This is a genomic window from Nonomuraea sp. NPDC049309, assembly GCF_043196965.1.
Lineage (GTDB): Bacteria > Actinomycetota > Actinomycetes > Streptosporangiales > Streptosporangiaceae > Nonomuraea > Nonomuraea fastidiosa.
The window spans coordinates 2,477,268-2,502,225 of sequence record NZ_JBICSH010000001.1 but is presented as its reverse complement, the minus strand read 5'-3'; the positions used below and the strand labels follow the sequence as shown (position 1 = coordinate 2,502,225).

The window sequence follows — 24,958 nt, the reverse complement described above, 5'->3', positions numbered from 1 at the left end:
GGAGGAGCACACGCGATGAGCGATCCGACGACCTCGCAGAAGTTCGGCTCCGGCCCGCTGTCGCGCGGCTCGGCGTTGATCTACACGCTGCTGATCGTCGAGCTGCTCGTGCTGCTCACCGCCGTCCCCGGCCTGGCGGTGATGGTGCTGCTCGACCGCGACGCCACCAACCTGCCGCTGATGACCGCCTGCCTGCTGCCCGCCGGCCCCGCGCTGTCGGCCGCCCTCTACGCCCTGCGCCACCGCAGCCGCGACCTGGCCGAGCTCAGCCCGGCCGCCGCGTTCTGGCGCGGCTACAAGCTCAACGTCGGCGCCGCGCTGCGGGTCTGGGCGCCCTACCTGCTGATGCTGGCCCTGGTCGGCACCAACCTGGCCAACTTCGCCGCCGCCGGCGTGCCCGGCTGGTGGGGCGCGCTGCTCATCGTGCTCGCCGCGGGCGGCACGCTGTGGGTGCTCAACGCGCTCGTCATCACCTCGCTGTTCGCGTTCAGGGCGGTCGACGTCGCCAAGCTCGCGGCGTACGCGCTGGGCCGCTTCCCCGCTCTGACCCTCGCCAACGCCTGCCTGCTGATCGTGGCCGGTGCGGTCGTGTTCGTGGCGACCGAGGCGGCGCTGGCGCTGCTGGCCTCGGTGTTCGCCGGGACGCTGCTGTGGAACAGCCGCGCCATGATCACCGAGGTGCAGCAGCGCTTCACCCGCCCTGACGCTCAGTAGATGGTTCTGCCGTGCGCGTCGGGCACGCCCGACTTGCGGTAGAAGTAGGTGTTGATCTGGTCGCGCCACTCCTCCGCGCAGCGCACCTGCTCGTCCAGCAGCTCGCGGACACGGGCATGCAGCGCCGGGTCCACGAGGCCGTCGCCCTCCAGCTTCGCCCACAGCGCCCTGATCTCGGCGGCCTCCTCCGCGCCGGCGAAGTGGGTGTCGTAGATGTGCTGGATGACCGTGACGCCGCTGTGCAGCACGTGGCCGTACGGCACGTGGTGGAAGAACAGCAGCAGCTCGTCGGGGCAGTCGGCGAGCGACTCGTACACCTCCGACCACGGCTTCGGGTACTGGCCGGTGTAGCCGGTGCCGGTGGCCCTGGTGCGGTCGACGCCGACGCCGTCGCGGTCGGCGAAATGGTAGGTGCCCCACGGCGTGTACTCGTAGCCGTCCACGTCGGGGCCGTAGTGGTGGCCGGGCCTGACCATGAAGCCGACGCCGAGCGGCGCGGTGTAGCGCTCGTACGTGCGCCACGATCCGTCCATCATGCCGTGCAGCGTGGCCCGCAGCCGCTCGCCGCCCTCGTCCGCGCCGGGCACGAACGTCAGGCCGATCCACTCGTCCAGGATCGCGACCGGGTCGAGCCCGGGGTCCCAGGCCAGGCGGCCGAAGGCGTACAGGTTGGCCTGGGCCAGGGGGTGGCCGGTCCAGTAGCGGTCGTCGCCGACGTTCGACACCGCGACCAGGCCGCCGCTCTTCGTCAGGTCGGACACCGCGGGCCCGCCCTCGCCCCAGAACCGGAAGCCGAGCACCTCGCTCCACATCGGCGCCAGGTAGCACACGTGCCGCTGCTGGCCGGTGTACTCCTGCGTCACCTGCAGCTCGACCGCGAGCCGCGTGCCCGGCATCGCGGCGATCACCGGGGAGACCGGCTCGCGCGGCTGGAAGTCGATCGGGCCGTACTTGACCTGGACGATCGCGTTGTCCCTGAACCGGCCGTCGAGCGGGGCGAAGTGGTCGTAGGCGGCCCGTGCCCTGTCGGTCGAGCGGTCGCGCCAGTCCTGGCGGTGGTTGTAGACGAAGGCCCGCCAGTGCACCACGCCGCCGTGCGGGGCCAGGGCGTCGGCCAGCATGTTCGCGCCGTCGGCGTGGTCGCGCCCGTACGCGAACGGCCCCGGCTGGCCCTCGGAGTCGGCCTTGACCACGTAACCGCCGAAGTCGGGGATCGTCGCGTACACCCGCTCGGTCGTGCGCGCCCACCACTCGCGCACCCGCTCGTCGGCCGGGTCGGCCGTCTCCAGCCCGCCGAGCGCGATGGGGGAGGCGAAGTTCACCGACAGGTGGACGCGGATGCCGTACGGGCGGAACTCGGCGGCCAGCGCGGCCACCTCGTGCAGCCGGTCGGTCAGCAGGCGGGCCTCGGTGGCGTGCACGTTGACGTTGTTCACCGCGACCGCGTTGACGCCGGTGGCCGCGAGCAGCCGCGCGTAAGCCCGGACCCTGGTCAGGTCCTCGTGCAGGACGCCGTCCCGCCAGAAGATCGAGCCGCCCGCGTAGCCGCGCTCCACCTGCCCCATCACGGGATGCACGTCGATGTTGTCCCAATGGTCGAGCATGCGCCGCTCCAGCGCGGGCCGGTGCGCCTCGGCGGGCCGCTCGCCCTCGAACGCGGCCTCGCCGAGCCTGACCACCGCGAAGAACCCGTACAGCAGACCGGCAGGCGCCTCCGCGAGCACCACGGTCACCCCGCCGGTACGGGCCAGCAGGAAGCCCTCAGGGCCGAGCTCAGGCCCCTTCAGCGCGGCGGCCTCCGGCGGCAGCGAGCCGCCGGAGGCCAGCGCGAGCACGAGGTCGTACGGCTGCCCCGGCGCGGCCACGGCACCGCCGTGGCGCGCGCAGGCCTCGGCCACCTCGGCCCGCACGGTGCCGGACAGCACCGAGTCGTCGGCGATGACCAGCACGCGCCGCGCGCCGGCCGCGCGGAACGCCTCGGGGGGCAGCCAGGCCGGGTGGACGTCATCGACATGGGGAACGGTCACGGGGGGCTCCTTAGCTCGAACTCCAAGGAGCGAATCTATCGTCGCCGCTCCGGCCGGCCTCAGGCGGCGGAGTTGAACGGCGTCAGCCGCAACCTGATCGCGGTGGGCGCGTGGTCCTCGACGTAGGTCGAGCCGTCGGCCACGTCGTCGTAGGGGTAGCCGTACGCCTTGCCGTCGCGGGTGCTCGCGTGCAGCACGCGGGCGTAGTGGTTGGTCAGCGAGGTGCGGTAGTTCAGCGAGTGGTCGGTGACCGGCTGGTCGGGGTGGCTGAGCAGCGTCGTGCGGTTGAACGCGGCTCCGAGGATCGCCGCGACCGGCCCCGAGACGCCGTCGGAGTGCAGCGCGCCGTCGCAGTAGAACACGTCGCGGGTGCTCGGCCTGGCGAACGCGCGTATGCCCTTGTCGAAGACGAGCTGTCCGCCCGACACCCGCCCGGTGTAGGTGACGCCGTTCGCGGTCACGCGCAGGTCGCGGTCTGCGTAGGAGTTCCACACGTCGTCGATGTACGGGTCGAGGTACGTCGGCGAGAACAGCCCGGCGTCGATGCCGTGGCCCGGCGCGATGACGCGGAGGTCGCCGATGACGAGGTCGCGGAAGGCCGGCTCCGCCCTGACGCCCGCGAAGATCTGGTCGCGGCCGTTGGGCACCAGCGTGCCGGAGGTCTGGCTGCGGCTGCCGTCGAGCGTGATCTCCATCGGGATGGAGAACATGTCGACCATGGTCGTGTTGCAGAACATGCCGCCGTCGTTGAAGGTGAATTCCATGAAGTCGTGCAGCACGTCGTAGCTGGGGTCGGAGCTGACCCAGCCGGCCGGGTGCTGGAGCGCGGGACGGCCGTTGCCGTCGATCACGACCCTGAACTTGATCTTCTGGCCGATGGAGACGTACACGCGGCCGGACATCCACGGCAGCGTGATGCGGGTGTCGCCGTCGGCGGCCAGCGGGATCGACAGGTCGGCGAAGCCGTCGGGGCCATTGAGCGAGAGCGACACCGGCACCTTGGTGCCGTCGGCGCGGGCGAAGACCTGCTGCTGCGTCTGCTGGTCGGTGCCGACCACGTACAGCCAGATCTGGTCGTTGGCGTAGCGGTAGGTGTGGTTGACGACGGTCATGGGCAGCGTCGTGGCCGCCTGGGCGGGTGCGGCGGGCTTGGCGAGCGCGAGGACGGGGGCGGCCGCCGCGCCGGCCAGCAGCGCCCTTCTGGTGATCATCGTTCGACTCCTCGGGGGGTGCGCCTGGAGAGAGCGACATCCGAGAGAGCGCTCTCTCGCGATTTCGGTTAAGTTTCTTTTCTGTTAGGGCGCGATGTCAAGAGCGCGGGCCGTACCCGTACCCGGTCTCCGCCGGATGCCCGTCCACCAGCCCCGACGGCATGCGCGTCCGCCACGGGGCCGGTGTCCGCGTCGCGCGGCCTCCGGCGACGAGCGGCGGCGTGTCCGGGGCGTGTACCGACACCTCGCGCGGCGCGCGGCGGGCCGCCCGCGGCGGCACGGGCTCGCCGTCGCGCGCGGCCTCCGGCTCGGACCCGGGCCGCATGGAGCCGCCGGGCGAGGCGGCCTCCTCGGGGGAGGCGGTCCACCGCTCCGGCCCGGCGGGGGTCGGCCCAGTGCTGGTCGGCTCAGTGCTGGTCGGCTCAGTGCTGGTCGGCTCAGTGCTGGCCGGCAGAGTGGGGACCGGCACAGTGTTGGCCGGCACAGTGGGGACCGGCACGGCCGGGCCGCTGGTCGGCCCGCCTGTGGGGTCGTGCTCGCTCGCCGGGCCGCGGGAGGCGGCGGTGCGCGGGGTGGCGATCGGGCGCGGGCTGAGCGCGGCCACGGGACCGCGGGTGCGCCCGTCACCCTCCTCCTGAGGGAACGTCAGCGGGTCGAGCGTCGGCGAGCTGCCGGGCAGCGTGATGAGGAAGCCGGCCACCGCCAGCTGGGCCACGCCCACCAGCACCGTCGAGACTCCCAGCACCCGGCGCCGCCGCTCGCCGGCGGGGCCGGGCCGCTCGCTCAGCACGGCGTACGCCTTCGTGCCATGGAGATGTCCTCCAGGGGTGCGGGACGGACGGGCTTTCCGATCTAGACACGGAAGTGGATCGTGGTCAAGCGCGGACGGCCGTCCCCGGGCCGCTTCTGGGCGCTGCGCTATGATCGCACCGGCAACGGGCCTCGCGACCTGGAACGATCCGCGCCGGCCCGAGACATTCCGTTCAGGTCGCGCCGCTCACGGGACACGAGGGACGATGTCGAGCATCAAAGAGGTCGCCCGGCTCGCCGGGGTCTCCGTAGGCACCGTGAGCAACGTGCTCAACCGCCCCGACCTGGTCGCGCCGGACACCCGGCGGCGGGTCCAGGCCGCCATCGAGCGGCTCGGCTACGTCCGCAACGGCTCGGCCCGCCAGCTCCGCGCCGGCCGCAGCCGCACCATCGGCGTGGTGGCGCTCGACCTCGGCAACCCGTTCTTCATCGACGTGCTGCGCGGCGTCGAGAGCGCCGCCCAGCAGGCCGACCTCACCGTCATGGTGTTCAACAGCAACAAGGACGCCGGCCGCGAGGCGAGCCTGCTCGACACGTTCGAAGAGCAGCGGCCCCTGGGCGTGCTGATCACCCCGGTCAACGACAGCGGCGAGGAGGAGCGGCTGAGCCGGCTCGTCGCGCGCGGCATCCCCGTGGTCCGCTTCGACAGCTCGGCCCGGCACAGCCACGGCTGCTCCGTGGCCGTCGACGACGTGCTCGGCGGGCGGCTGGCCGGCATGCACTTACGCGAGGCGGGCCACCGCCACATCGCCTTCGCCGGCGGCCCCTCCACCGTGCGGCAGGTGCGCGAGCGGCGCGACGGGCTGGCCGCCGCGCTCGGCCCCGGCGACACGCTCACCGAGATCGCGCTGCCGGACCTCACGGTGGCCACCGGGCGCATGGCCGGCGAGGAGATCGCCGCGCTGCCGCCCGCCGACCGGCCCACCGCGGTGTTCTGCGCCAACGACCTGGTCGCGATCGGCGTGCTGCAGGAGATGACGCTGCGCGGGCTGAAGGTCCCCGACGACCTCGCGATCATCGGTTACGACGACATCGACTTCGCGGCGGCGGCCGCCGTGCCGCTGTCGTCCGTGCGCCAGCCGCGCGAGCAGATCGGCCGCACCGCCGCCATGCTGCTGCTGGAGGAGGCCAACCGGCCGGACGAGCACGAGCACCGCCAGGTCATCTTCCAGCCCGACCTGATGGCCCGCACCTCGACCACCGCTGCCCGGCGGGCCCCCGAGTAAGCCGGGCTCCGCGCCGGGCGGGTCTGCCGGGTGCGGCGGGCAGGCCGGTCCGGCCTTGTCAGGCAGGGGCGGGCAGGCGGAGCGGGAGCGTGCGCGGGCCGCGTACCTGGCCCGACGCCCACGTCACCGCCGCCGGGTCGGCCAGCTCGAACACGGGGATGCGCTCCAGCCACACCTCCAGCGCGACCCGCAGCTCCATGCGCGCCAGATGCGAGCCGACACACCGGTGGATGCCCAGCCCGAACGCCGCGTGCCGGTTCACCTCACGGTCGATCACCACCTCGCCGGCCCGCTCGAACTGCGCCGGGTCCCGGTTGGCCGCGGGGAACGACAGCAGCACCCAGTCGTCGGCCTTCATCTCCACGCCGCGCCAGGTCATGTCCTCCTTGACCAGGCGGGCCATGGTGACCGGCGCGTACGCCCGCAGGAACTCCTCCATCGCCGTCGGCAGCAGCTCGGGCTCGGCCACCAGCCGCTCGCGGTCGGCCGGGGTCTTGGCCAGATGCCACAGCGAGGCGCCGATCGCGCTCCACGTCGTGTCGATCCCCGCGATGAGCAGCAGCGCCATCGTGCCCGCGACGTGCGAGGCCTCCAGCTTCCGCCCGAACAGCTCGGCGTCGATGAGATAGGTGGTCAGGTCGTCGCGCGGGCGGTCGACGTGGTCGCGGATCTGCTCGAGCAGGTAGTCGAACAGCTCGTCCATCGCCGCCGTACGCTCCTCCGGCGGCTTGTTGACGCCTTCGAGCACGTTCTCGATGAACGTCCTGAACCGGGGGCCGTCCTCAGGCGGGAAGCCCAGCATGTCGGCGATCACCCGGACCGGGATGTGCTGGGCGTAGTCGCGGGCGGCGTCCACGACCGTCCTGCCCTCCAGGGCGTCCACAAGCGAGTGGCAGTACGCCCTGGTCGCCGCCTCCCGCCTGGCCACCGCCGACCTCGTGAACGCGGGCAGCAGCAGCTTGCGCGCGTGGTGGTGGAACGGCGGGTCGGAGGAGATCGGTGGCGAGCCGCCCACCGGCGCCGTCTCACGCGGCGGGCGGAAGTTGCCCATGATGATCGAGCGCGAGGAGAACCGCTCGGTGTCGTAGGCGACGGCGGCCACGTCCTCGTAGCGGGTCGGCAGCCAGCCGCCGCCGAACCGCTCGGTGTGCGCGATCGGGCAGCGCTCGCGCAGGTCATCGAGTATCGGGTACGGGTCGGCGGCCCACTCCGGCTCTAAGTGGGAGAAATCGGTCGCCCAGTCCGAGACGGGCCCGGTGACGATCTCGCTGCGCGTGCCCTGCGGCGCGTCCGGAGCCTCCTGGAATCCCGCGATGAAGCGCTCGTCCACGCTCATGTCACGACCCCTCGCCGATGTCGATGGCGTGCTCGGGGCAGTTGGCGACCGCCAGGCGGGCCGCCTTCTCCTGCCCGGCCGGCACCAGGCCGTCGCCCAGCACCGTGCCGTAGCCCTCGTCGTCCTCGCCGAACAGCTCGGGAGCCAGTGTGTAGCAGCGGCCGTGGCCTTGGCAGCGCGCGGGGTCGATGTGCAGTTTCACGGCGTCGCCTCCGTCTGTGCGGTCGGATCGGCGGGGGTTCCGTCCCCGCCGGCTGGAGCAAGGGCGGCGATGATGCGGACGAGCAGCGCCGTCCACTCCTCGTCGTCCACGGGATGCAGGTCGGATGTGACGAGGGCGCTGCCCATCCCGAGCAGGAGGCAGAAGTGGGCCAGCGCGTCCGCGGACACGCCGGGGTCGATCTCACCGTCGGCCTGCGCCACGCGCACCAGGTCGGCGATCCAGTTCGCCCGCTCGTCCAGGTAGTCGCGCATCGATGCGGCCACCTCGCCGTCCCTGCGCGCGGCGACCAGCGCCTCGACGACGAGGTTGCCCTGCGCGTCGCGGCGGCGCGGCAGGCCGCGGCCCAGGGTGAGCAGCAGGTCCGTGGCCGACCTGTCGGGGTCGGCGGCGAACAGGCCGGCCAGCATGCGCCGCCCGTGGGCGCGCAGCGCGGCCACGATCAGGTCGGCCTTCGAGCCGAAGTGGGCGTACAGGGCGCCGTTGCTCACGCCGGCCGCCGCTGCGATGTCGGCCACGCGGGTGCCGTCGTATCCGCGCTCTGCGAAGGCGTCGGCGGCGGCGCGCAGCAGGCGCTCGCGGGTCTCGGCCGCGGTCACTCCGGGGATGCGTCCCATGAACGAATTTAAAAAGTCGTTCATTTGTCCCGTCAAGACCGCCTCCTCGAGCCCGGGTGGCCAGGGCCGGGAGTTCACCGCCGCTGAGGGCGGCGAGGGGAGTACTTCGCACGAGCCGGCCCGGTCAGTACGGACGCCCCTGAGCGTCCCCGGACGGCCACCCGCAGGGTGAAGGAGACCTCGAACGGATCACTGACGTTCGAGGAGGTTCCCCATGGCCCGCGGGGATGTTCGCGCATGCCGTCGAGCTGCGCACGATCGCTGCACCCGCCCTGTGGTCGGCCACCGTGGCGGCTCTGGTGCTGCTGCTCGCGCTCGACCTGCTGCTGACCCGCCGCCGGCGCGCGGAGAGCGTGCGCGCGGCGGCCGGCTGGTCGGTGTTCTACCTGCTGCTGCCCGTGCTCTTCGGCGGCTACCTGTGGGCTGGGGCTCGCGCCTGCTCGTCCGCGAGAACGGGCGCAGGGCGCTCACCCCGCTGGCGCTCGCCGCGGTCGCCATCCCGGCCACCGGCATCGTCTTCGCCGTGGACTCCGTGCCCGCCGTCTACGGCGTCACCGAGGACCCGTACCTGGTGTTCGCCACGAACGCGTTCGCGCTGCTCGGCCTGCGCGCCCTGTACTTCGTGCTGCGGGGCGTGCCGGCCAGGCTGCGGCACCTCGACCACGGCCTCGCCGTCATCCTCGCCTTCATCGGGGCCAAGCTGATCCTGCACTGGGCGCACGGGGTCCGGCCCGGCGTACCGGAGGTCCCGACGCCGCTCTCGCTCGGCGTCATCGTCGGCGTGCTCGCCGTCGTCACCGGCACCGGCCTGCTCGCCGGCCGGCGCGCGCGGCTGCGGGAACAACGACCATCCGCGCGGCTGGAAGAGGCCGAACGGCCCTGAGGGGGCAGCGCGCGGCGCGGGCCTGAAGGAGCCGCGCGGGCCGTGTGGTCAGCGGACGGCGCGGGCCTGGAGCCGGTGGTCAGTGGGCGGTGCGGGCCTGGAGGAGGTCGGCGAGGAAGTGCAGCAGGGCCGCCGACGTGGTGGCGGAGGTGATGGCCTGCTCCTCGATGAGCCCCTGGACGCGCAGCATCGGCACCCACTCGGCCCGCCCGCGCTCCTCGTCGCCGCCGGCGGCGCGGCCGGGCACCTCGGTGGCCTGATGGGCGGCGAACACGACATGCTCGCAGTCGGCGACGTCACCGGCCGGTCTGGTGCGGATCAGCGGCAGCATCGGGCCGGGCCGCCAGCCCGTCAGCTCCTCGACGTGGCGGGCCGCCGCCTCCTGCGGCTCCTCGCCGGGCTCGACGTCGCCGAGCGGGATCTCCCAGCCGGGCGTGTCGGTGATGGGGCTGCGCCGCCACAGCAGCAGCACCCGGCCGTCGTGGAAGACGACCGCCCCAGCCGCGAGCGGCGTACGGATGAACGGCCGCTCGACGCGCTCGCCACCGGTCAGCTCGACGTCGGCGACCCCCAGATCGACTCCGTTGGCCGCATAGAGCAGCCTCTCCGACCGCCGTCGCATCACACGCTCCTCACCGCTCCACCCGCTCCCTTACCCCCAGTCTCGCCGACGATACGCACCGGTAGGGCTAGGAACGCGGACCCCGGGGAAACGTCAGTGGGGAAGGCTACCCTGGGGCAGCGCCGGCCCGCCGCGGTCGGAGCGGGGGCCTAGGGGCGTCCCGGCGTTCGACCGGAGGGAAGCGATCGTGGGGTCATGCGCAGGCGGAGGGCTGCCACCTGACGAGGTCGTCGTCACGGCCCTGCGCGCGGGCGACGAGGAGATGTTCGCGGCGCTGCTCGACACCTGGTCACGGGGCATGCTGCGGGTCGCCAGGTCTTACGTGTCCACCGACCAGTCGGCGGAGGAGGTCGTTCAGGACACCTGGCTCGCCGTCATCGACGGCATCGACGGCTTCGAGCAGCGGTCCTCGATCAAGACGTGGGTCTACCGCATCCTGGTCAACACCGCGAAGAAGCGCGGGGTGCGCGAGAGCCGCACGCTGCCGTGGAGCACGTTCGGAGCCGACGGGGAGCCGTACGAGCCGGGGCCGCGCGCGCTGGGGCCGTTGCCCGGCGGCTGGAGCGACCCCGGCGGGGTGTGGCCGACGCCCGAGGGCGAGGCGCTGGCGGCCGAGGTCCGCACGCTGATCGCGGACGCCCTGGCGCGGCTGCCGCCACGGCAGCGGGTCGTGATCACCCTCCGCGACGTCGAAGGGTGCACATCCGACGAGGTCTGCGAGATCCTGGAGATCTCCGCGGCCAACCAGCGGGTGCTGCTCCACCGCGCCCGCACCGCCGTACGCGGCTGGCTGGCCGACTACTACGAGTCCGTCAAGCAACCCGAATGAAATCGACGGTCCCATCACGGTCGTAAAGCGGCGACAATGAAGTGAAGCGGTTCATCTCCAACGGCAAGGGCGGTCCACGTCGTGAAGCGGTTCACCTGCGACGAGCTGGCGGAATCCCTCACCGCCTACCTTGACGGCGCCCTCGATCGGCTCGCCCGCGACGGCATCAGGGCCCACTTGGCCGGATGCGAGTGGTGCGAGCGTTACTTCGAGCAGTTCCGCGCCACCATCAGGGCGCTCGGCGACCAGCCGCCGGAGAAGCTCTCCGCCGGCGTGCGCGACCGCCTCATGACCGCCTTCCGCCAACGCCGCCGCGCCTAGGGCCCGTCTCGAAGCGCTGATCTGCGGCGTGCCGGAGCCGAGCGGTCACATCGGTCTCTGAAAGACGCCCTGGCTGCCTGCCCCGCAGTGAGACGCCGGTGTGTTCGACGGGCGTCGGGAAAGGCGCCGGACCCCCCTTTCGGCCAGGTCGGTCAGCACAGTCCCTTTCGGCCAGGTCGGCCGGCACGGCGTTGACCCCGCCTTCGCGGTGATCAGCCGGTGCGGCCGGGTGACGCGGGCGCGCTCCAGGCGGCGGGGCTCGAGTCGCCCCACAGGTGCGAGCAGTAGGCCGCAGGTGCGTCGTCGGCCCAGCAGCACATGGTCAAGGCTTCTGAGGAGATGTGGTAGAGGAGGTACTGGAGCCGGCATAGGCTCCACGTCAAGGACGCCGCACCGGGTGTCGATCTCGTGGCCGTGGCGCGGGCGCCGGCGGGTGCCGCTGTCACTGCCGTCAGCAGCGTCACGGACATCACCGCGCCGAGCGCCGTGGCGAGGGCCTTCTTCGTGAGCATGGATCTCCCTGACGGGACTGCTGTGACCTGGGATGCACATGAGCAGTACCCAGCGGGAGATGACATCGGAACAGCGGTGACGCCACATGTCCGTACGGGCAGGGCGGCTCGGTGCCACCGGCGCGGCGGTCACTCGCCCGTCACACCCCTGGGCGCGAAACTCAGGTGCCGCCTCATCGACATCCGCGCGCACCCAGCGCCTCCACCCGGCTTTCCTGGGTTCGGCGCCATCCGGTTCTCGCGCCGGTGCGTCTTTGCCCGGCTTTTCTGGGTTCGGCATCACCCGTTTCTCGCGTCGATGCGCCTCCACCTAGCGCCCCCGGTCAACACCACCCGTCCCTGGCGCCGACGCCTCGGGCTGTTGCGTGTGCTGTCTTTCGTGGTTGGTCGGGGGCTCGCTGCGTAGGTGTCCGGGTGGCTGCGGAGGGGTGGCCTGTGCGTGGCGGTGCCGGCTCAGGCCGTGTTTCGCGTGTCGTCTCTCGTGTGCTGCGAAGGGGCCCGGGTGCGCGCTTCGAGTGGCGCCCGTGGCGGGGCTGCGGGTGATGTGCGGGGTGGTCGGTGCCATGGCCGGGTGGATGGACGGGTCTGGTGGCTGCCGCGACGGCGTTCAGCGTCGGCGTCCCAGGCCGTTTCGGGGGTCGTTTCTTGTGGCTGGTCGTCGTGTTGTGCGGAGGGCGCGGGGGCGTTCGCCGCGGCCGGCGTCCGTACGGTGGGGGTCGCGGGCGAAGCAGGCGCGCAGGGCGGCCAGCGCGGCGGGGGTGAGGGAGCCGGAGCGCAGGCAGCCGAGCGCGGCGATCGTGGCGCGGAGCTGCGCCAGCCATCGCGCGCACCCTGGGCACGCGCGCAGGTGCCGCGTCATGGCCCTGCGCCGTGCGGGCTCGATCGCCCCGTCCAGGTAGTCGGTCAGCGCAGCGAGCACGGCCGCACAGTCCTGCGGCATTCGCCCGCCGTCCCGTGCCGGTGGGATCGGCTCGTCCCGCCGCGCCGGTGGGATTCGCTCGTTCCGCCGCGCCGGTGGGATCGGTTCGTCTCGAGGGGTCGGCGGGGCCGGCTCGTTCCCATGTGCCGGTGGGATCGGCTCGTCCCGGTGGGGCGGTGGGGCCGGCTGGCCGCAGGCCGGTGAGAGGCGCGTGTCGTCTCGTTCTCCCGGGGTTCGGTTGTCTCCTCCTGTGAGCGGGCGCTTCATACGTTCTTGCCCCCGTCTGAGCCGGTGCCGTCGTCCATGGGACCTAGTTCCCGTTCCGCTTTATCCGTTACGCCCGCATTTGCGGTGTAACGTTCCGGCGCCTCGCGGGTCTGTAGCTCCGTACTGACCGGCGAGGGGAGGACGATGATCGGTGTCACGGCCGAGAGCGCACCGCTGCGGGACGCCTCTGAGGTGGCCGACTTCGCGCGCAACAGCTTCCGTCCGGCCGGCGGCGACCGGGTGGGCGTGGAGCTGGAGTTCCTGGTCTTCGACCGTACGGACGTCACCGGGCAGGTGCCGGTGGCCAGAATCGAGCGGGCCCTGCCGCCGCTGCTGCCGGGCGGGAGCAAGGTGACGTTCGAACCCGGCGGCCAGCTCGAGCTGTCCGGGCCCGCGGGCTCGCTCCCGCTCATGCTGACCGCGCTGGAGGCCGACGTGGCGGCGGCCGGCGACGCCCTGCACGCCGAAGGGCTGGCGCTCGGCGGGGTGGGGCTCGACCCGGTGCGCCCGGCCCGCCGCCAGCTCACGCTCCCCAGGTACAACGCCATGGCGGAGTTCCTCGGCCGCCCGTACGGGGCGCTCATGATGTGCTCGACCGCCTCCATCCAGGTCAACGTGGACCTGGGAAGCAGCCCCGCCGTCCGCTGGGAGCGCGCGCACGCGCTCGGCCCGATGCTGCTGGCCGCGTTCGCCAACTCGCCGCTCAGTGACGGCCGCCCCTGCGGCTGGATGTCGGGCCGCCAGGCGGTCTGGGACCGCCTCGACCCCACCAGGACGTCCCCCGTCCCCCGCACCGGCGACCCCGCCGCCGACTGGGCGGAGTACCTGCTGAACGCCCGCCTCATGCTCGTACGCGAGAACGACGACCACTACCGCACGATCCGGGACGGCTCGACGTTCCGGGACTGGCTGGAAGGCGGCGGACCGCGCCGGCCCACGGCAGAGGACCTCGCCTACCACGCCACCACCGTCTTCCCTCCGGTCCGCCCCCGAGGCTGGCTGGAGATCCGCTACCTCGACGCGCAGCACCCGTCGGCCTGGCCGGTCTGCGTGGCGGTGACGTACGCGCTCATCACCGATGACCGGGCCGCCGACACGGCGATGGCCGCCGTGGAGCCGCACCGGCACGCATGGACGGCGGCGGCGCGCTGCGGGCTGGCCGACCCGCGGCTCGGCCGGGCCGCCGAGACCTGTTTCCGCGCCGCGCTCGACGCCCTGCCCCGGCTCGGCGCGGACGCCGCCCTGATGGGCGCGGTGGCCGCGTTCGCCGACCGGCACGTGACGCCCGGCCGCTCGCCGGCGGCCGACCTGACCCTCGAAGGACTGCTATGACCGACGTCAAGGAACGCATCGCCGCCCAGCTCATCGCGGTGCGCGACCGCTCGCTCACCTACACGGAGGCCGACGACGACCTGCTGGTCCGCCAGCACTCCCCGCTGATGTCGCCGCTGGTGTGGGACCTCGCCCACGTCGGCAACTACGAGGAGCTGTGGGTGCTGCGGGCCGCCGCCGGCATCACGCCGCTGCGTCCCGAGATCGACGACATCTACGACGCGTTCAAGACCCCGCGCAAGGACCGCCCCAGCCTGCCCTTCCTGCGGCCCGCCGAGGCCCGCCGCTACATCGAGGGCGTGCGCGGGCGCGTGCTCGACGTGCTCGACGCGATCGACCTGGACGATCCGCGGCCGCTCAACCGCGACGGGTTCGTGTTCGGCCTGGTCATCCAGCACGAGCACCAGCACGACGAGACCATGCTCGCCACCCTGCAGCTGTCCGGGCAGCCGGGCCTGGTCCGCGACGGCGAGCTGCCGCGCGGCCGCTCCGGCGGGCCCGAGGAGGTGCACATCCCGGCGGGGCCGTTCCTCATGGGCACCGACACGCTGCCCTGGGCCTACGACAACGAGCGCCCCGCCACCTGGGTGGACCTGCCCGGCTACTGGATCGACCGGCTGCCCGTCGGCAACCGCGCGTACGCCGACTTCATCGAGGACGGCGGCTACGACGACCCGCGCTGGTGGACCCCCGAGGGCTGGCACTGGCGGCAGACCAGCGGCGCCACCGCGCCGCTCTTCTGGACCAGGGACGGCGGCACCTGGTACCGCAACCGCTTCGGCCGCGTCGAGCCCGTCCCCATGGACGAGCCGGTCCAGCACGTCTGCTGGTACGAGGCCGACGCCTACGCCCGCTGGGCGGGCAAGCGGCTGCCCACCGAGGCCGAGTGGGAGAAGGCCTGCGGCTGGGACCCCGAGCAGCGGCGCTCCCGGCGCTACCCGTGGGGCGACAGCGACCCCACGCCCGCCCTGGCGAACCTCGGGCACCGCGCCTCGCACCCCGCGCCGCTCGGCGCGTACCCGGCGGGGGCGTCGGCGTACGGGGTGGAGCAGATGGTGGGCGACGTGTGGGAGTGGACCGATACGTGGTTCCACGGCTACCCGGGCTTCCGCAGCTTCCCGTACAAGGAGTACAGCGAGGTGTTCTTCGGCGAGGAGTACCGCGTGCTGCGCGGCGGCTCGTGGGCCGCCGATCCGGCGGCGGTGCGCACCACGTTCAGGAACTGGGACTACCCGATCAGGCGGCAGATCTTCACCGGGTTCCGCTGCGCCAGGTCGGAGAGCTGAGATGTGCCGCCACGCCGCGTGGCTGGGCGCCCCGAGGACGCTCGCCTCGCTCATCCACGAGCCGCCGTACGGGCTGCTCGTCCAGTCGTACGCGCCCCGCCGCCAGCGGCACGGCCTGATCAACGCCGACGGCTACGGGATGGGCTGGTACGACCCGGCCCGTCCCGAGCCCGTCCGGTACCGGCGGTCGGTGCCCATGTGGACCGACGCCAACCTGGCGGCGCTCGCCGAAGTAGCCCGCTCGACCTGCCTGCTCGCGGCCGTCCGCTCGGCCACGGTGGGCATGCCGGTCGAGGAGAGCGCCACCGCGCCGTTCGCCGACGGCGCCTGGCTGCTCAGCCACAACGGCAGGGTCGACCGCGACGCGGTCAAGGACCTCGCCGACGGTGCCGAGAGCACCTGTGACTCCGCCTGGCTCGCCGCCGCCGTGTTCCAGCGCGGCCGGGCCGGGGCGGAGCTCGGCGAGGCCCTGGCCGACGTCGTCGTACGGGCCGGGGAGAAGGACCCCGCCGCCCGGCTCAACCTGCTCGCCTGCGACGGCGCGTCCCTTGTCGCGACCGTCTGGGGCGACACCCTGTTCCATCAACGACACCACGACGGCGTGCTGGTGGCCAGCGAGCCGCTGGACGACTCGCCGGGCTGGCGGGCCGTGCCCGACCGCGCTCTGCTGACCGTCTCCGGCGAGGACGTCACGATCCAGCCGTTGTGATCTCACTTCAGGAGGCCTCGTGCCCGCCATCCCGTCAACCGTCCGCCTGATCAATCATCTCGACCGCGGCTACCTGCGCCAGGCGCTGGAGACCGACGTCAGGACCGGCCTGACCGCGACGCCCAAGTGGCTGCCGCCCAAGTGGTTCTACGACGCCGCGGGCAGCGAGCTGTTCTCGCGGATCACCCGGCTGCCCGAGTACTACCCGACGCGGCGCGAGCTTGCGATCCTGCGGGCGCACGCCAAGGACCTCGCCGCCGCAGGCCGCGCCGACACGCTGGTCGAGCTGGGCTCGGGCACCAGCGAGAAGACCGTGCTGCTGCTCGACGCGCTGGCCGCCGCCGGCACGCTGCACGGCTACACGCCGGTGGACGTGGACGCGGTGACGCTGGAGAGCGCCGCGCACCGGCTGGCCGCCCGCTACCCGGGGCTGGCCGTCCAGGCGGTGTGCGCCGACTTCGAACGGCACCTGGCGCTGCTGCCGCGCGACGGGCGGCGCATGGTGGCCTTCCTCGGCGGCACGATCGGCAACCTCGAACCGGCGGCGCGGTCGGCGTTCCTCGCCGGGCTGCGCGCGACGCTGCGGCCGGGTGAGACGTTCCTGCTGGGCGCCGACCTGGTGAAGGACACCGGGCGGCTGGTGGCGGCCTACGACGACGCGGGCGGGGTGACGGCCGCGTTCAACAGGAACGTGCTGCACGTCATCAACCGGGAGCTGGAGGCCGACTTCGCGCCTGAGGCGTTCGCGCACGTCGCCCGCTACGACGAGGAGCGGGACTGGATCGAGATGCGGCTGCGCGCCACGCGCCCGATGCGGGTGCGGGTCGGCGGGCTCGGCCTGGCCGTGGACTTCGCGGAAGGGGAGGAGATGCGTACGGAGATCAGCGCCAAGTTCCGGCTGGACGGGCTGCGGGGAGAGCTGGAGTCGGCCGGGTTCACCCCGCTGCGCGTCCACACCGACCCGTCCGGCGACTTCGCCCTGCTGCTGGCCGGGGTATGACGGCCGGGCCGGTGCACCCCGCCCCCACCGGCGACGGCGCGGCGGCGGTGACGGGACGGCCCGCGGGGGAGATCCGCCCCGAGCAGGCCGGGGAGGCGTGGCGGGCGGCGCGGAGCGTGATGCCCGCCGGGCACCTGGACGCGGCCGGCTGCAACGTGCCCAGCGACCGGGTGCTCGACGCGATGACCGCCCACCTGGCGCTGGAGCGCGAGCGCGGCGGCTACCGCGCCGTACCCGACCTCACCGAGGCCCGGCGGGCCCTGGCGGCGCTGGCCGGGGCGGGACCGCAGGACGTGGCGTTCCTGGAGAGTGGAACGGCGGCGATGGCGGCCCTGCTGGGCGGCTGGCGGCTCGGCCCCGGCACCCGGGTGGGACGGGCCCGCACCGAGTACGGCAGCACGGTCATGCTGCTGCACCGCCTGGCCGGGCGTAACGGCTGGCGGCTCGTGGACCTCCCGGCCGGCGGTGACACCAGGATCGACCCGGACGGCCTGCGCCGGGCGCTGGAGGCCGGGCTGGACCTGGTGGTGCTCTCCCACATCGCCTCGCACCGGGGCGTCGTGCAGCCGGTGGCCGAGCTGGGCGCGCTCTGCCGGGACTTCGGGGTGCCGCTCGTGCTCGACGTCTGCCAGTCGCTCGGCCACGTGGACGTGCGCGGGGCCGGGGCCACCGCGTACGTGGGGACGTCCAGGAAATGGCTGGCGGGCCCGCGCGGTGCCGGCTTCCTCATCGTCCCCGGCCTGACCCCCGCCGTGGACGCCGTGATGGACGCCCCCGCGCCCACGCTGAGCGGCCACATCTGGGAGGACCCTGAACGGGATCCGCGCCCGGTGCCGGGGGCCGCCCGCTACGAGAGCTCGGAGGGCGTCATCGCGGCCCGCGCCGGGCTCGGCGTGGCCGTGCTCGAGCACCACGCGCTCGGCCCCGCCGCCGTTCACGCGCACCTGGCCGGGCTGGGGCGGCTGGCCCGGGAGCTGCTCGACGGGGCCGGCGGCTGGCGCGTGTGCGAGCCCCTGGACGAGCCGTCCGCCCTCGTCACGCTGCTGCCGCCGCCCCACGACAGCGTGGAGCGCGCCGCCGCCCGCGCCCGCGCGGCGGACCTGCTGGTGGGCGTCGTGCCGGCCGCCCGCGCCCCGCTCGACCTGCGCGAGCCGGTCCTGCGCATCTCCCCGCCCCCCGGCACGCCGCCGGAGACCCTGGAGACCCTCGCCAAGCTCCTCTCCACCCCCTCCTGACCCGCGCCTGTCCGCCTTCCGGCCGGTACGGGACGCCGCAGGCGCGAAGCCGCCGACGCTGAGGACGCATGCGGACGGCGCGGAGGAGTCCGCCTGGGCGCGGGGGTCCTCAGGCGGTGAGCAGGGGGAGCGCCGCGAACGTGTGGCCGGACCACAGGCGGCGCGAGGTCTCCTCCGGGTAGGGCACGACCGCGGGCTCGACGTCGAAGAGCCGTGTCAGGCGGCGCTCGGGGTCGTAGGCGGGCCAGCCCGGCCCCTCGCCGCGCGCGAACGCCGTCCACGCCCGCCGGAAGTCCCGCGAGAGGGCCTGGGCCTCCTCGGGGGCGGGGTCGCCGAGGAAGAAGCGGCCCACTTCGCTGTCCAGGGTGCCGAGCACCAGCGGCACGTCCAGCGCGTGGCAGGCGCCGAGTGCGCCGCCCTGCGCCGGAGCGGCCCAGGTCAGCTCGTACGCGTACGTCCTGCCGCCCCCTGCGGCGTGAGCCTCGGCCAGGAGCAGGCTCGGCATGCGGAACAACCAGTCGGAGCGCACCAGCTCGGCCAGCTCCGCCTCGGACGCCTCGGGGAAGGCCTCCCGGTACGGCAGCCCCGGCGCGAACGCCGCCAGCAGCGCGCCGGCCGGCTCGTCAGGAGCGTCGTGGGTGTAGAGACGGTACTCGTCGCGGTTGTGTCCGGCGATCAGCTCGACGTCGCGGGCGGCCCCTGCGGACAGCGCGGACCAGGGGTCGCGGGGCAGCACCTCGCCGTCCACGACGGGCGCGAACGGGGTGGGAAGGTGCGCGACGGGACCCCAGCGGTCCTCGTACGCGGGCATCTTCGCCAGCAGCGCGTCCGCCGCGCCCACGAGGCGCTCCGGCGGGAGCGGCGCGAGCGCTTCCGCGGCGGGCGGCAGGCCCAGCTCGCCGGAGAGCGCGGCGGCGATGTCGGCGGCGAGCGGCACCGAGAAGTACGTGCCGGGCACGCTCTGCGCGATCGCCCGCCGGAACAGCCCGGCCGCCCGCGGCATGGCCATGAGCGCGGCGATCGACCCGGCGCCCGCCGACTCGCCGAACACCGTCACCCGATCGGGATCGCCGCCGAACGCGGCCACGTTGTCCCGCACCCACTCCAGCGCGGCCACCTGGTCGAGCAGCCCCCGGTTGGCCGGAGCGCCCTCCAGGTGGGCGAAGCCCTCGATCCCCACCCGGTAGTTGAACGTGACCACCACGACGCCCTCGGCGGCCGGCACCGCGCCGTCGTGGTGCGGCTCGGCCGAGCCGCCTCCCCGGTACGCGCCGCCGTAGACGTACACCATGACCGGCAGCCGGGCCGCCGGGCCGGGCGACCACACGTTCACGGTCAGGCAGCTCTCGGTGAGGGGTGCGGTGGCGCCGGGCTGTGACGGGTGCGGGCCGAACTCCGCGCAGTCGCGCACGCCGTCCCACGGCTCCACCGGCACGGGGGCGGCGAAGCGGAGGTCGCCGAGCGGCGCCCGCGCGTACGGGATGCCGCGGAAGACGGCCAGGCCGTCCTCGAAGCGGCCCCGCACCCGGCCGCTCGCGATCGTCACCTCAGGCCCGCCCGTCTCCGCCATCCGCCCGTCCCCTGTGTCCGTGCCATCTGCCGTTCGCCGACTGGATCTGACCGTTCATCGTATCGGGCGTACACCTCTTAAATACTGCATACCGTATGTGGTACCCCGGATGGGTGGCAGACAGTACGAGGTCCGCGAGTCCGCAAGCTTTCCTCAGTCGTTCCCGTATTGTGGCGGCGCCCACCTGGAGCCGGTGGCTCGTGCCGCCCGCGGCGCTCTCCGTCCATCTCGCCATCGGGCAGGCGTACGCGTGGAGCGTCTTCAAACCCCCGCTGGAGTCGGCGCTCGGCCTCACCGGCACCCAGAGCGCGCTGCCCTTCCAGCTCGGCATCGTCATGCTCGGCCTGTCGGCCGCCTTCGGCGGCACGCTCGTCGAGCGCAACGGCCCCCGCTGGGCCATGTTCGTCTCGATGACCTGCTTCTCCTCCGGGTTCCTGCTGTCGGCGCTCGGCGTGATCACCCGGCAGTACTGGCTGGTCGTGCTCGGCTACGGCTTCGTCGGCGGCATCGGGCTCGGCATCGGCTACATCTCCCCGGTCTCCACGCTCATCAAGTGGTTCCCCGACCGGCCCGGCATGGCCACCGGCATCGCGATCATGGGGTTCGGCGGCGGCGCGCTCATCGCCTCCCCATGGTCGGCGCAGATGCTCTCCTCCTTCGGCACCGAGACGACCGGCATCGCCACGACGTTCCTCGTCCACGGCATCGTGTACGCGGTCTTCATGTCGATGGGCGTCCTGCTCGTCCGCGTCCCGCCGGAGGGCTGGAAGCCCGGCAACCGGCAGCCGTCCGCGGTGAAGGCGCGCCCGCTCGTCACCACCGCCGACGTCTCCGCGCGCAACGCCATCCGCACCCCGCAGTTCTACCTGCTGTGGATCGTGCTGTGCTGCAACGTCACCGCCGGCATCGGCATCCTGGAGAAGGCCGCCCCCATGATCACGGACTTCTTCGCCGGCACCACGGCGGCCGTCGCGGCGGGCGCCGCGGCCGGGTTCGTCGCGCTGCTGTCGCTGGCCAACATGGCCGGCCGGTTCGTCTGGTCGTCCACCTCCGACCTGATCGGGCGCAAGAACATGTACCGGGTCTACCTGGGCGTCGGCGCGCTGCTCTACCTCGTGATCGCGCTAACGGGCGAGGCCTCCAAGCCGCTGTTCATCATCTGCGCGCTCGGCATCCTGTCCTTCTACGGCGGCGGCTTCGCGACCGTGCCCGCCTACCTGAAGGACCTGTTCGGCACGTTCGAGGTGGGCGCCATCCACGGCCGCCTGCTCACCGCCTGGTCCACCGCGGGCGTGCTCGGCCCGCTCATCGTCAACGCCATCGCCGACGCCCAGGAGAACGCCGGGCGCTCCGGCCCCGACCTCTACACCACGTCCCTGTTCATCATGATCGGCCTGCTCGCGATCGGCTTCATCGCCAACGAGCTGATCAGGCCGGTGCACGAGAGATTCCATGAACGGCCCGCGCCCCGGCAGGAGCCCGCGGAGAAAGGACAGGCCGTATGACCACCGAGTCCACCGGGCGGCGGACCTGGCTGATGATCCTGGCCTGGGTGTGGGTCGGGGTGCCCTTCGCCTACGGGGTGTACGAGCTGGTGCTCAAGCTCACCCAGCTCTTCTCCGGCTGACCCCGCGCGCTGCGCCGCGTCCCCGTTCACAGGGCGCGGCGCACCGCCGAGGCGACCATGGTGAGCGCGGCGTCGCCGGCGGGCAGCACGTTCACCATCGTGAAGAACACGTGCGTCTGCCCGTCGAAGCGCTTGAACTCCACCGGCACCCCGGCCTCCCGCAGGCGCTCGGCGTACGCCTCGCCCTCGTCGCGCAGCACGTCGTGCTCGGCGGTCAGCACCACGGCGGGCGGCAGCCCCGACAGGTCGGCGGCGCGCAGCGGCGAGGCCTCGGGGTCGGCGCGGCGCACCTGGTCGGGCGCGTAGTGGTCCCAGAACCAGATCATCGCCTCCCGGTCGAGCAGGAGCTGGTTGGCGGGGTCGAGGTAGGAGGCGGTGTCCAGGAGGCAGTCGGTCACCGGGTAGACGAGCACCTGCAGGGCGATGGCCGGGCCGCCCTCGTCCCTGGCACGCTGGGCGACGACGGCCGCGAGGTTGCCGCCCGCGCTGTCGCCCGCCACCACGATCGGCAGGCCGGGCATCCGGCCGGCGGTCCAGAGCAGCGCCGCGTACGCGTCGCGCGCCGCCGCCGGATAGCGGTGCTCGGGCGCGAGCCGGTAGCCGGGCAGGACGACCGTGCATCCGGTACGCGCGGCCAGCTCCCTGCCGACGGTGTCGGACTCGTCGACGGAGCCCAGGACCCAGCCGCCGCCGTGGTAGTAGATGACGACGCCGCGCGGCTCCTCCCCGGGCACGAGGACGCGGGCGGGGAAGCGGGCGCCGTCCGCGGCCGGGATCGACACCTCCTCGACCGTCGCCATGGCGGGCCCCTCGCCGCTCATGGCCGCGAGCCCGGCGTTGACGGCGCGGGCCTCGGCCACGCTCATCTGGTGGAGCGGTTTGCCGCCCGTCTCCGCGAGCCGCTCCAGGAACCGGGTCGTGGCCTCGTCCAGCGCCATGAGACGTCACCTCATCCGGGGTGGGGGAGTGATCCAGATCACGTCGAACGTAAGTTCCGCGTGCCGCACTGTCCAGAAGGATCGTCTGGCGGCGGTGAGGTGTGGAGGGCCTGAGCTGGGGCAACGCGAACGTGATGAAAGTGGTCGCGGTGTCGTCGTGGCGGGAGCTGGACGACGCGGTAGGGGAGGCCGGCAGGCGCACGGGGTCCGGGCCTTCGCACTCGTCGCTGGTCTTCAGGGGGTTGGCGCGCAGCACGTACTCGCACATGTCGGGGCTCGCGCGACTGCGTGGTCAGTACGCGGCGGTCGAGTCCCACCTGATACGAAATTTCCGTAAATATGCGCATCGGCAGGCGCCGGGTCCGACCATCTGGGACTGGCTCGCGCTCGGCCAGCACCACGGCCTGCCCACCCGCCTGCTCGACTGGACGTTCTCCCCGCTCGTCGCCCTGCACTTCGCCACCGCCACCTGGCCCGAGGACGACGGCGTGCTGCTCTGCGTGGACTGCGCCGCCGCGCACCGGCTGCTGCCCGAGCCGCTGCGCGCCCCGCTCGCCGCCGAGGGCGCGCTCGTGTTCACCACCGAACTGCTCGCCCGGGTCGCGCTCGACCGCTTCGACCGGCTCACCGAGGACGGGCGGCCGTTCCTCGCCTTCTTCGAGCCGCCGTCGCTGGACGAGCGGGTCGTCAACCAGTCGTCGGTGCTCTCGGTGCTGTCGGACGTGCGGTATCAGCTTGAGGACTGGCTGGCCGACCATCCCGACATGGGGTGGCAGTGGGTGATCCCGGCCCCGGTCAAGGCCGAGATCCGGCAGCGGCTCGACCAGGCGAACATCACCGAACGCGTGCTGCTGCCCGGCCTCGACGGACTGGCCGACTGGCTGCGGCGCTACTACTCGCCCGGCTCCGTCGGTGACGGGCGCGGCGTCCAGGACGCGGGCTCGTCGATGTCCGGCCTGGAGAACCGCCACAGCCAGGACGGCCGCATGGGCGGCTGACCACGCACGGCCCGCTCGCCGCGGCCGCTACTGCCCGGCGGCGGCGTCCTGGAAGGCGAAGCGGCGGTCGAGGCCGGTCATCCGCATCAGCTTGCTCACCCGCGGCTGGAGCCCGCTCAGCCGCAGCCGCCCGCCGGCCGCCTCCACCGTGTTGGCCGCCCAGATCAGCGCGTTGAGCCCCGAGGAGTCGCAGAAGTCCACCTCGCGCATGTCGACGACGACCAGCGGCGGGCACAGGCACGACATCGCCTCCGACAGCCCGCTGCGGAACTCCTCCATCGAGGACAGGTCCAGGTCCCCGCAGGGACACAGGACGGCGGCGCCATCACGTTGCGTGACCATCCAGGAGAAGCCGGTACGGCCGATACTGCCCATTCCACGCCCTCCGCATCCCTACGGTTCGCCCCTCTTATCTTTGCATGGTGCAATCGCCCGCCACCGGTTTCGCGGCGAACGCGACACGAACCTGTACAACGGCGGCCATGGGTGCGAACGCCGGGGACGCGGGTTGTTGACGTGGCCCGCGCGGGCTGGCAATGTCCTCGACGTGGTACGACAGCGGCTCGACGTTCGACAGCGGCTCGACGGCGGCAACGACGGCGGCGCCGTGCGGATCGGCCACACCGTTCGCCGCCAGATGCGTCCCTGGACCCCGTACGTCCACGAGCTGCTGCGCCATCTCGAGCGCAAGGGCTTCGAGGGCGCGCCCCGCGTGCTCGGCATCGACGACGAGGGCCGCGAGATCCTCACCTACATCGAGGGCGAGACCATGGGCTCCGAGGTCGTCTGGCCCTGGTGGACCCGTACGGACGACTCGCTCGTCCAGGTCGCCGAGTGGACGCGCGCCTACCATGAGGCGGTCGCCGACTTCGTGCCGTCGCCCGGCGCGCGCTGGCGGATGGGCGGCAGGTGGCAGCCCGGCATGATCATCGCCCACAACGACGCCAGCCCCTTCAACGCCGCCTGGCACGACGGCCGCATCACCGGCTTCTTCGACTGGGACTTCGCCGGCCCCGTCACCCCCGGCTCCGACGTCGCCTGGATGGCGCACGGCTGGGTGCCCCTGCACGCCCGCCGCACCGCCGAGCTGGAGGGTTTCACGAACTTCGAGGAGCGGCCCCGCCGGCTGCGGCTGTTCCTCGACACCTACGGCTGGACCGGCAGCACCGACACCGTCATCAGGGAGCTCCAGTCGCGCATGAGCGCCCGCGCGGCCCGCATCCGCCGCTACGGCGTCAGCGGCGAGGGCCTGTACGGGCGGCTGCTGCGCAGCGGCGTCGCCGACGACCTCGACCAGGCCGTGCGCGAGCTGGAGGACTTCCCGCGCTGACCGCGCCGGTCAGTCCGCCTCCGGCTGATAGTCGCGCATGTAGCGGGCGACCTTGACGGTGTAGGGGCGCCACTTGTCCGGGATGCCGTTCGCGCGTTTGAGCACCTGGACGCCGCTGCGGTAGAGCGCGGCCGGCTTGAGCGCGGGATCACCGGGCAGGTCCGACACGCGGGGGCCGAGCGTGCACAGGAAGCGGCCCATCGACGAGATCGACAGCTCGGGGCTCAGCGGCGATCAGGGCGGGGCTCAGGCCGGGCAGCTCGCAGTAGCGTCCCGCCGCCACGATCATCTTGCGGTAGTCGCGGGGATGTCGGAGTCGGTGCGCAGCCAGGCGGCGGTGCTGTCGTACCCGTCCTGATCCCCGGGCGTGCCGGCCGAGGGCAAGGCCGACTGGCAGCGCCACGCGCTGGTGTCGCCGG

28 protein-coding genes are annotated in these 24,958 nt (G+C 73.2%); 15 read left to right on the top strand and 13 right to left on the bottom strand.

The window, feature by feature from the left end; translation table 11 throughout:
- Positions 1 to 15 precede the first annotated feature (15 nt).
- The gene (locus ACGFIM_RS11135; protein ID WP_393198142.1) at positions 16 to 714 is read left to right on the top strand and encodes a hypothetical protein; all 699 of its coding nucleotides are present in this window, start codon (positions 16 to 18) and stop codon (positions 712 to 714) included.
- Here ACGFIM_RS11135 and ACGFIM_RS11130 read toward each other — a convergent pair.
- The 3 genes from ACGFIM_RS11130 to ACGFIM_RS11120 all read right to left on the bottom strand — a co-directional run bounded on the left by ACGFIM_RS11130 (position 708) and on the right by ACGFIM_RS11120 (position 4,742).
- Positions 708 to 2,741 (bottom strand): alpha-glucuronidase, encoded by a 2,034-nt coding sequence (locus ACGFIM_RS11130; RefSeq protein WP_393198139.1) that lies wholly within the window; start codon positions 2,739 to 2,741, stop codon positions 708 to 710. The two genes, ACGFIM_RS11135 and ACGFIM_RS11130, sit on opposite strands and share 7 nt — an antisense overlap.
- A gap of 59 nt (positions 2,742 to 2,800) precedes the next feature.
- Entirely contained in the window at positions 2,801 to 3,952 is a 1,152-nt protein-coding gene (locus ACGFIM_RS11125) for a beta-1,3-glucanase family protein (RefSeq protein ID WP_393198136.1), read from the bottom strand.
- Positions 3,953 to 4,049: 97 nt separating this feature from the next.
- Entirely contained in the window at positions 4,050 to 4,742 is a 693-nt protein-coding gene (locus tag ACGFIM_RS11120; protein WP_393198133.1) for a hypothetical protein, read from the bottom strand.
- Positions 4,743 to 4,968: 226 nt separating this feature from the next.
- Here ACGFIM_RS11120 and ACGFIM_RS11115 point away from each other — a divergent pair, with 226 nt between their 5' ends.
- Positions 4,969 to 5,988, top strand: a complete 1,020-nt coding sequence (locus ACGFIM_RS11115; protein WP_393198130.1) for a LacI family DNA-binding transcriptional regulator — start codon at positions 4,969 to 4,971, stop codon at positions 5,986 to 5,988.
- A gap of 58 nt (positions 5,989 to 6,046) precedes the next feature.
- Here the strand turns inward: ACGFIM_RS11115 and ACGFIM_RS11110 are convergent, their stop codons facing one another.
- The 3 genes from ACGFIM_RS11110 to ACGFIM_RS11100 are packed head-to-tail and all read right to left on the bottom strand — an operon-like array spanning position 6,047 to position 8,161.
- Entirely contained in the window at positions 6,047 to 7,324 is a 1,278-nt protein-coding gene (locus tag ACGFIM_RS11110; RefSeq protein WP_393198127.1) for a cytochrome P450, read from the bottom strand.
- Between the two features lies 1 nt (position 7,325).
- Positions 7,326 to 7,526, bottom strand: coding sequence for a ferredoxin (locus tag ACGFIM_RS11105; protein WP_393198124.1), 201 nt, complete (start codon positions 7,524 to 7,526; stop codon positions 7,326 to 7,328).
- On the bottom strand, positions 7,523 to 8,161 hold the full coding sequence (locus tag ACGFIM_RS11100; RefSeq protein WP_393198121.1) for a TetR family transcriptional regulator: 639 nt from the start codon (positions 8,159 to 8,161) through the stop codon (positions 7,523 to 7,525). The genes ACGFIM_RS11105 and ACGFIM_RS11100 overlap by 4 nt, the downstream gene beginning before the upstream one ends.
- A 418-nt stretch (positions 8,162 to 8,579) precedes the next feature.
- Between ACGFIM_RS11100 and ACGFIM_RS11095 the strand changes: the two genes are divergently transcribed.
- Complete coding sequence (locus tag ACGFIM_RS11095; protein WP_393198118.1) at positions 8,580 to 9,044, top strand: hypothetical protein; 465 nt, start codon at positions 8,580 to 8,582, stop codon at positions 9,042 to 9,044.
- Between the two features lie 79 nt (positions 9,045 to 9,123).
- On the opposite strand, the gene ACGFIM_RS11090 is transcribed toward ACGFIM_RS11095, so the two are convergent.
- Complete coding sequence (locus tag ACGFIM_RS11090) at positions 9,124 to 9,666, bottom strand: NUDIX hydrolase (RefSeq protein WP_393198115.1); 543 nt, start codon at positions 9,664 to 9,666, stop codon at positions 9,124 to 9,126.
- Between the two features lie 187 nt (positions 9,667 to 9,853).
- Here ACGFIM_RS11090 and ACGFIM_RS11085 point away from each other — a divergent pair, with 187 nt between their 5' ends.
- Complete coding sequence (locus ACGFIM_RS11085; protein ID WP_393198112.1) at positions 9,854 to 10,495, top strand: RNA polymerase sigma factor; 642 nt, start codon at positions 9,854 to 9,856, stop codon at positions 10,493 to 10,495.
- An 81-nt stretch (positions 10,496 to 10,576) separates the two neighbouring features.
- The gene (locus tag ACGFIM_RS11080; protein WP_393198109.1) at positions 10,577 to 10,816 is read left to right on the top strand and encodes an anti-sigma factor family protein; all 240 of its coding nucleotides are present in this window, start codon (positions 10,577 to 10,579) and stop codon (positions 10,814 to 10,816) included.
- Positions 10,817 to 11,028: 212 nt separating this feature from the next.
- Here ACGFIM_RS11080 and ACGFIM_RS11075 read toward each other — a convergent pair whose 3' ends face one another.
- Together ACGFIM_RS11075 and ACGFIM_RS11070 are read right to left on the bottom strand one after the other, a co-directional pair.
- Entirely contained in the window at positions 11,029 to 11,328 is a 300-nt protein-coding gene (locus ACGFIM_RS11075; protein ID WP_393198106.1) for a hypothetical protein, read from the bottom strand.
- A 607-nt stretch (positions 11,329 to 11,935) separates the two neighbouring features.
- Positions 11,936 to 12,247: an anti-sigma factor family protein gene (locus tag ACGFIM_RS11070; protein WP_393198103.1), complete on the bottom strand. Its 312-nt coding sequence runs from the start codon at positions 12,245 to 12,247 to the stop codon at positions 11,936 to 11,938.
- Positions 12,248 to 12,658: 411 nt separating this feature from the next.
- On the opposite strand from ACGFIM_RS11070, the gene egtA reads away from it, so the two are divergent.
- From egtA to egtE, 5 genes are read left to right on the top strand one after another with little or no spacing between them, the layout of a single operon-like run.
- Positions 12,659 to 13,846 carry an ergothioneine biosynthesis glutamate--cysteine ligase EgtA gene (gene egtA / locus ACGFIM_RS11065; RefSeq protein ID WP_393198100.1) on the top strand — a complete coding sequence of 396 codons (1,188 nt, stop codon included), beginning with the start codon at positions 12,659 to 12,661 and terminating at the stop codon, positions 13,844 to 13,846.
- Complete coding sequence (gene egtB, locus ACGFIM_RS11060; protein ID WP_393198097.1) at positions 13,843 to 15,132, top strand: ergothioneine biosynthesis protein EgtB; 1,290 nt, start codon at positions 13,843 to 13,845, stop codon at positions 15,130 to 15,132. The genes egtA and egtB overlap by 4 nt, the downstream gene beginning before the upstream one ends.
- A gap of 1 nt (position 15,133) precedes the next feature.
- Positions 15,134 to 15,841 carry an ergothioneine biosynthesis protein EgtC gene (gene egtC, locus ACGFIM_RS11055; protein ID WP_393198095.1) on the top strand — a complete coding sequence of 236 codons (708 nt, stop codon included), beginning with the start codon at positions 15,134 to 15,136 and terminating at the stop codon, positions 15,839 to 15,841.
- Positions 15,842 to 15,860: 19 nt separating this feature from the next.
- Positions 15,861 to 16,841 carry an L-histidine N(alpha)-methyltransferase gene (egtD, locus tag ACGFIM_RS11050; RefSeq protein ID WP_393198092.1) on the top strand — a complete coding sequence of 327 codons (981 nt, stop codon included), beginning with the start codon at positions 15,861 to 15,863 and terminating at the stop codon, positions 16,839 to 16,841.
- On the top strand, positions 16,838 to 18,076 hold the full coding sequence (gene egtE / locus ACGFIM_RS11045) for an ergothioneine biosynthesis PLP-dependent enzyme EgtE (protein ID WP_393198089.1): 1,239 nt from the start codon (positions 16,838 to 16,840) through the stop codon (positions 18,074 to 18,076). The genes egtD and egtE overlap by 4 nt, the downstream gene beginning before the upstream one ends.
- Positions 18,077 to 18,185: 109 nt before the next feature.
- Here egtE and ACGFIM_RS11040 read toward each other — a convergent pair whose 3' ends face one another.
- A complete protein-coding gene (locus ACGFIM_RS11040) occupies positions 18,186 to 19,646 on the bottom strand; it encodes a carboxylesterase/lipase family protein (RefSeq protein WP_393198086.1) in 1,461 nt (486 codons plus the stop codon).
- Between the two features lie 200 nt (positions 19,647 to 19,846).
- On the opposite strand from ACGFIM_RS11040, the gene ACGFIM_RS11035 reads away from it, so the two are divergent.
- The gene (locus ACGFIM_RS11035; RefSeq protein WP_393198083.1) at positions 19,847 to 21,151 is read left to right on the top strand and encodes an OFA family MFS transporter; all 1,305 of its coding nucleotides are present in this window, start codon (positions 19,847 to 19,849) and stop codon (positions 21,149 to 21,151) included.
- Complete coding sequence (locus tag ACGFIM_RS11030; protein WP_393198080.1) at positions 21,148 to 21,273, top strand: hypothetical protein; 126 nt, start codon at positions 21,148 to 21,150, stop codon at positions 21,271 to 21,273. The genes ACGFIM_RS11035 and ACGFIM_RS11030 overlap by 4 nt, the downstream gene beginning before the upstream one ends.
- Before the next feature lie 26 nt (positions 21,274 to 21,299).
- On the opposite strand, the gene ACGFIM_RS11025 is transcribed toward ACGFIM_RS11030, so the two are convergent.
- Positions 21,300 to 22,211 (bottom strand): alpha/beta hydrolase, encoded by a 912-nt coding sequence (locus tag ACGFIM_RS11025; protein ID WP_393198077.1) that lies wholly within the window; start codon positions 22,209 to 22,211, stop codon positions 21,300 to 21,302.
- Positions 22,212 to 22,345: 134 nt separating this feature from the next.
- On the opposite strand from ACGFIM_RS11025, the gene ACGFIM_RS11020 reads away from it, so the two are divergent.
- A complete protein-coding gene (locus tag ACGFIM_RS11020) occupies positions 22,346 to 23,209 on the top strand; it encodes an FRG domain-containing protein (RefSeq protein WP_393198074.1) in 864 nt (287 codons plus the stop codon).
- 27 nt (positions 23,210 to 23,236) lie between these two features.
- Here the strand turns inward: ACGFIM_RS11020 and ACGFIM_RS11015 are convergent, their stop codons facing one another.
- Positions 23,237 to 23,584 carry an STAS domain-containing protein gene (locus ACGFIM_RS11015; RefSeq protein ID WP_393198071.1) on the bottom strand — a complete coding sequence of 116 codons (348 nt, stop codon included), beginning with the start codon at positions 23,582 to 23,584 and terminating at the stop codon, positions 23,237 to 23,239.
- A gap of 172 nt (positions 23,585 to 23,756) precedes the next feature.
- On the opposite strand from ACGFIM_RS11015, the gene ACGFIM_RS11010 reads away from it, so the two are divergent.
- A complete protein-coding gene (locus ACGFIM_RS11010; RefSeq protein WP_393198069.1) occupies positions 23,757 to 24,539 on the top strand; it encodes a phosphotransferase in 783 nt (260 codons plus the stop codon).
- A gap of 9 nt (positions 24,540 to 24,548) precedes the next feature.
- On the opposite strand, the gene ACGFIM_RS11005 is transcribed toward ACGFIM_RS11010, so the two are convergent.
- Complete coding sequence (locus ACGFIM_RS11005) at positions 24,549 to 24,707, bottom strand: hypothetical protein (RefSeq protein ID WP_393198066.1); 159 nt, start codon at positions 24,705 to 24,707, stop codon at positions 24,549 to 24,551.
- Between the two features lie 13 nt (positions 24,708 to 24,720).
- Between ACGFIM_RS11005 and ACGFIM_RS11000 the strand changes: the two genes are divergently transcribed.
- Positions 24,721 to 24,897, top strand: a complete 177-nt coding sequence (locus ACGFIM_RS11000) for a hypothetical protein (protein WP_393198063.1) — start codon at positions 24,721 to 24,723, stop codon at positions 24,895 to 24,897.
- The last annotated feature ends 61 nt before the right edge of the window (positions 24,898 to 24,958 follow it).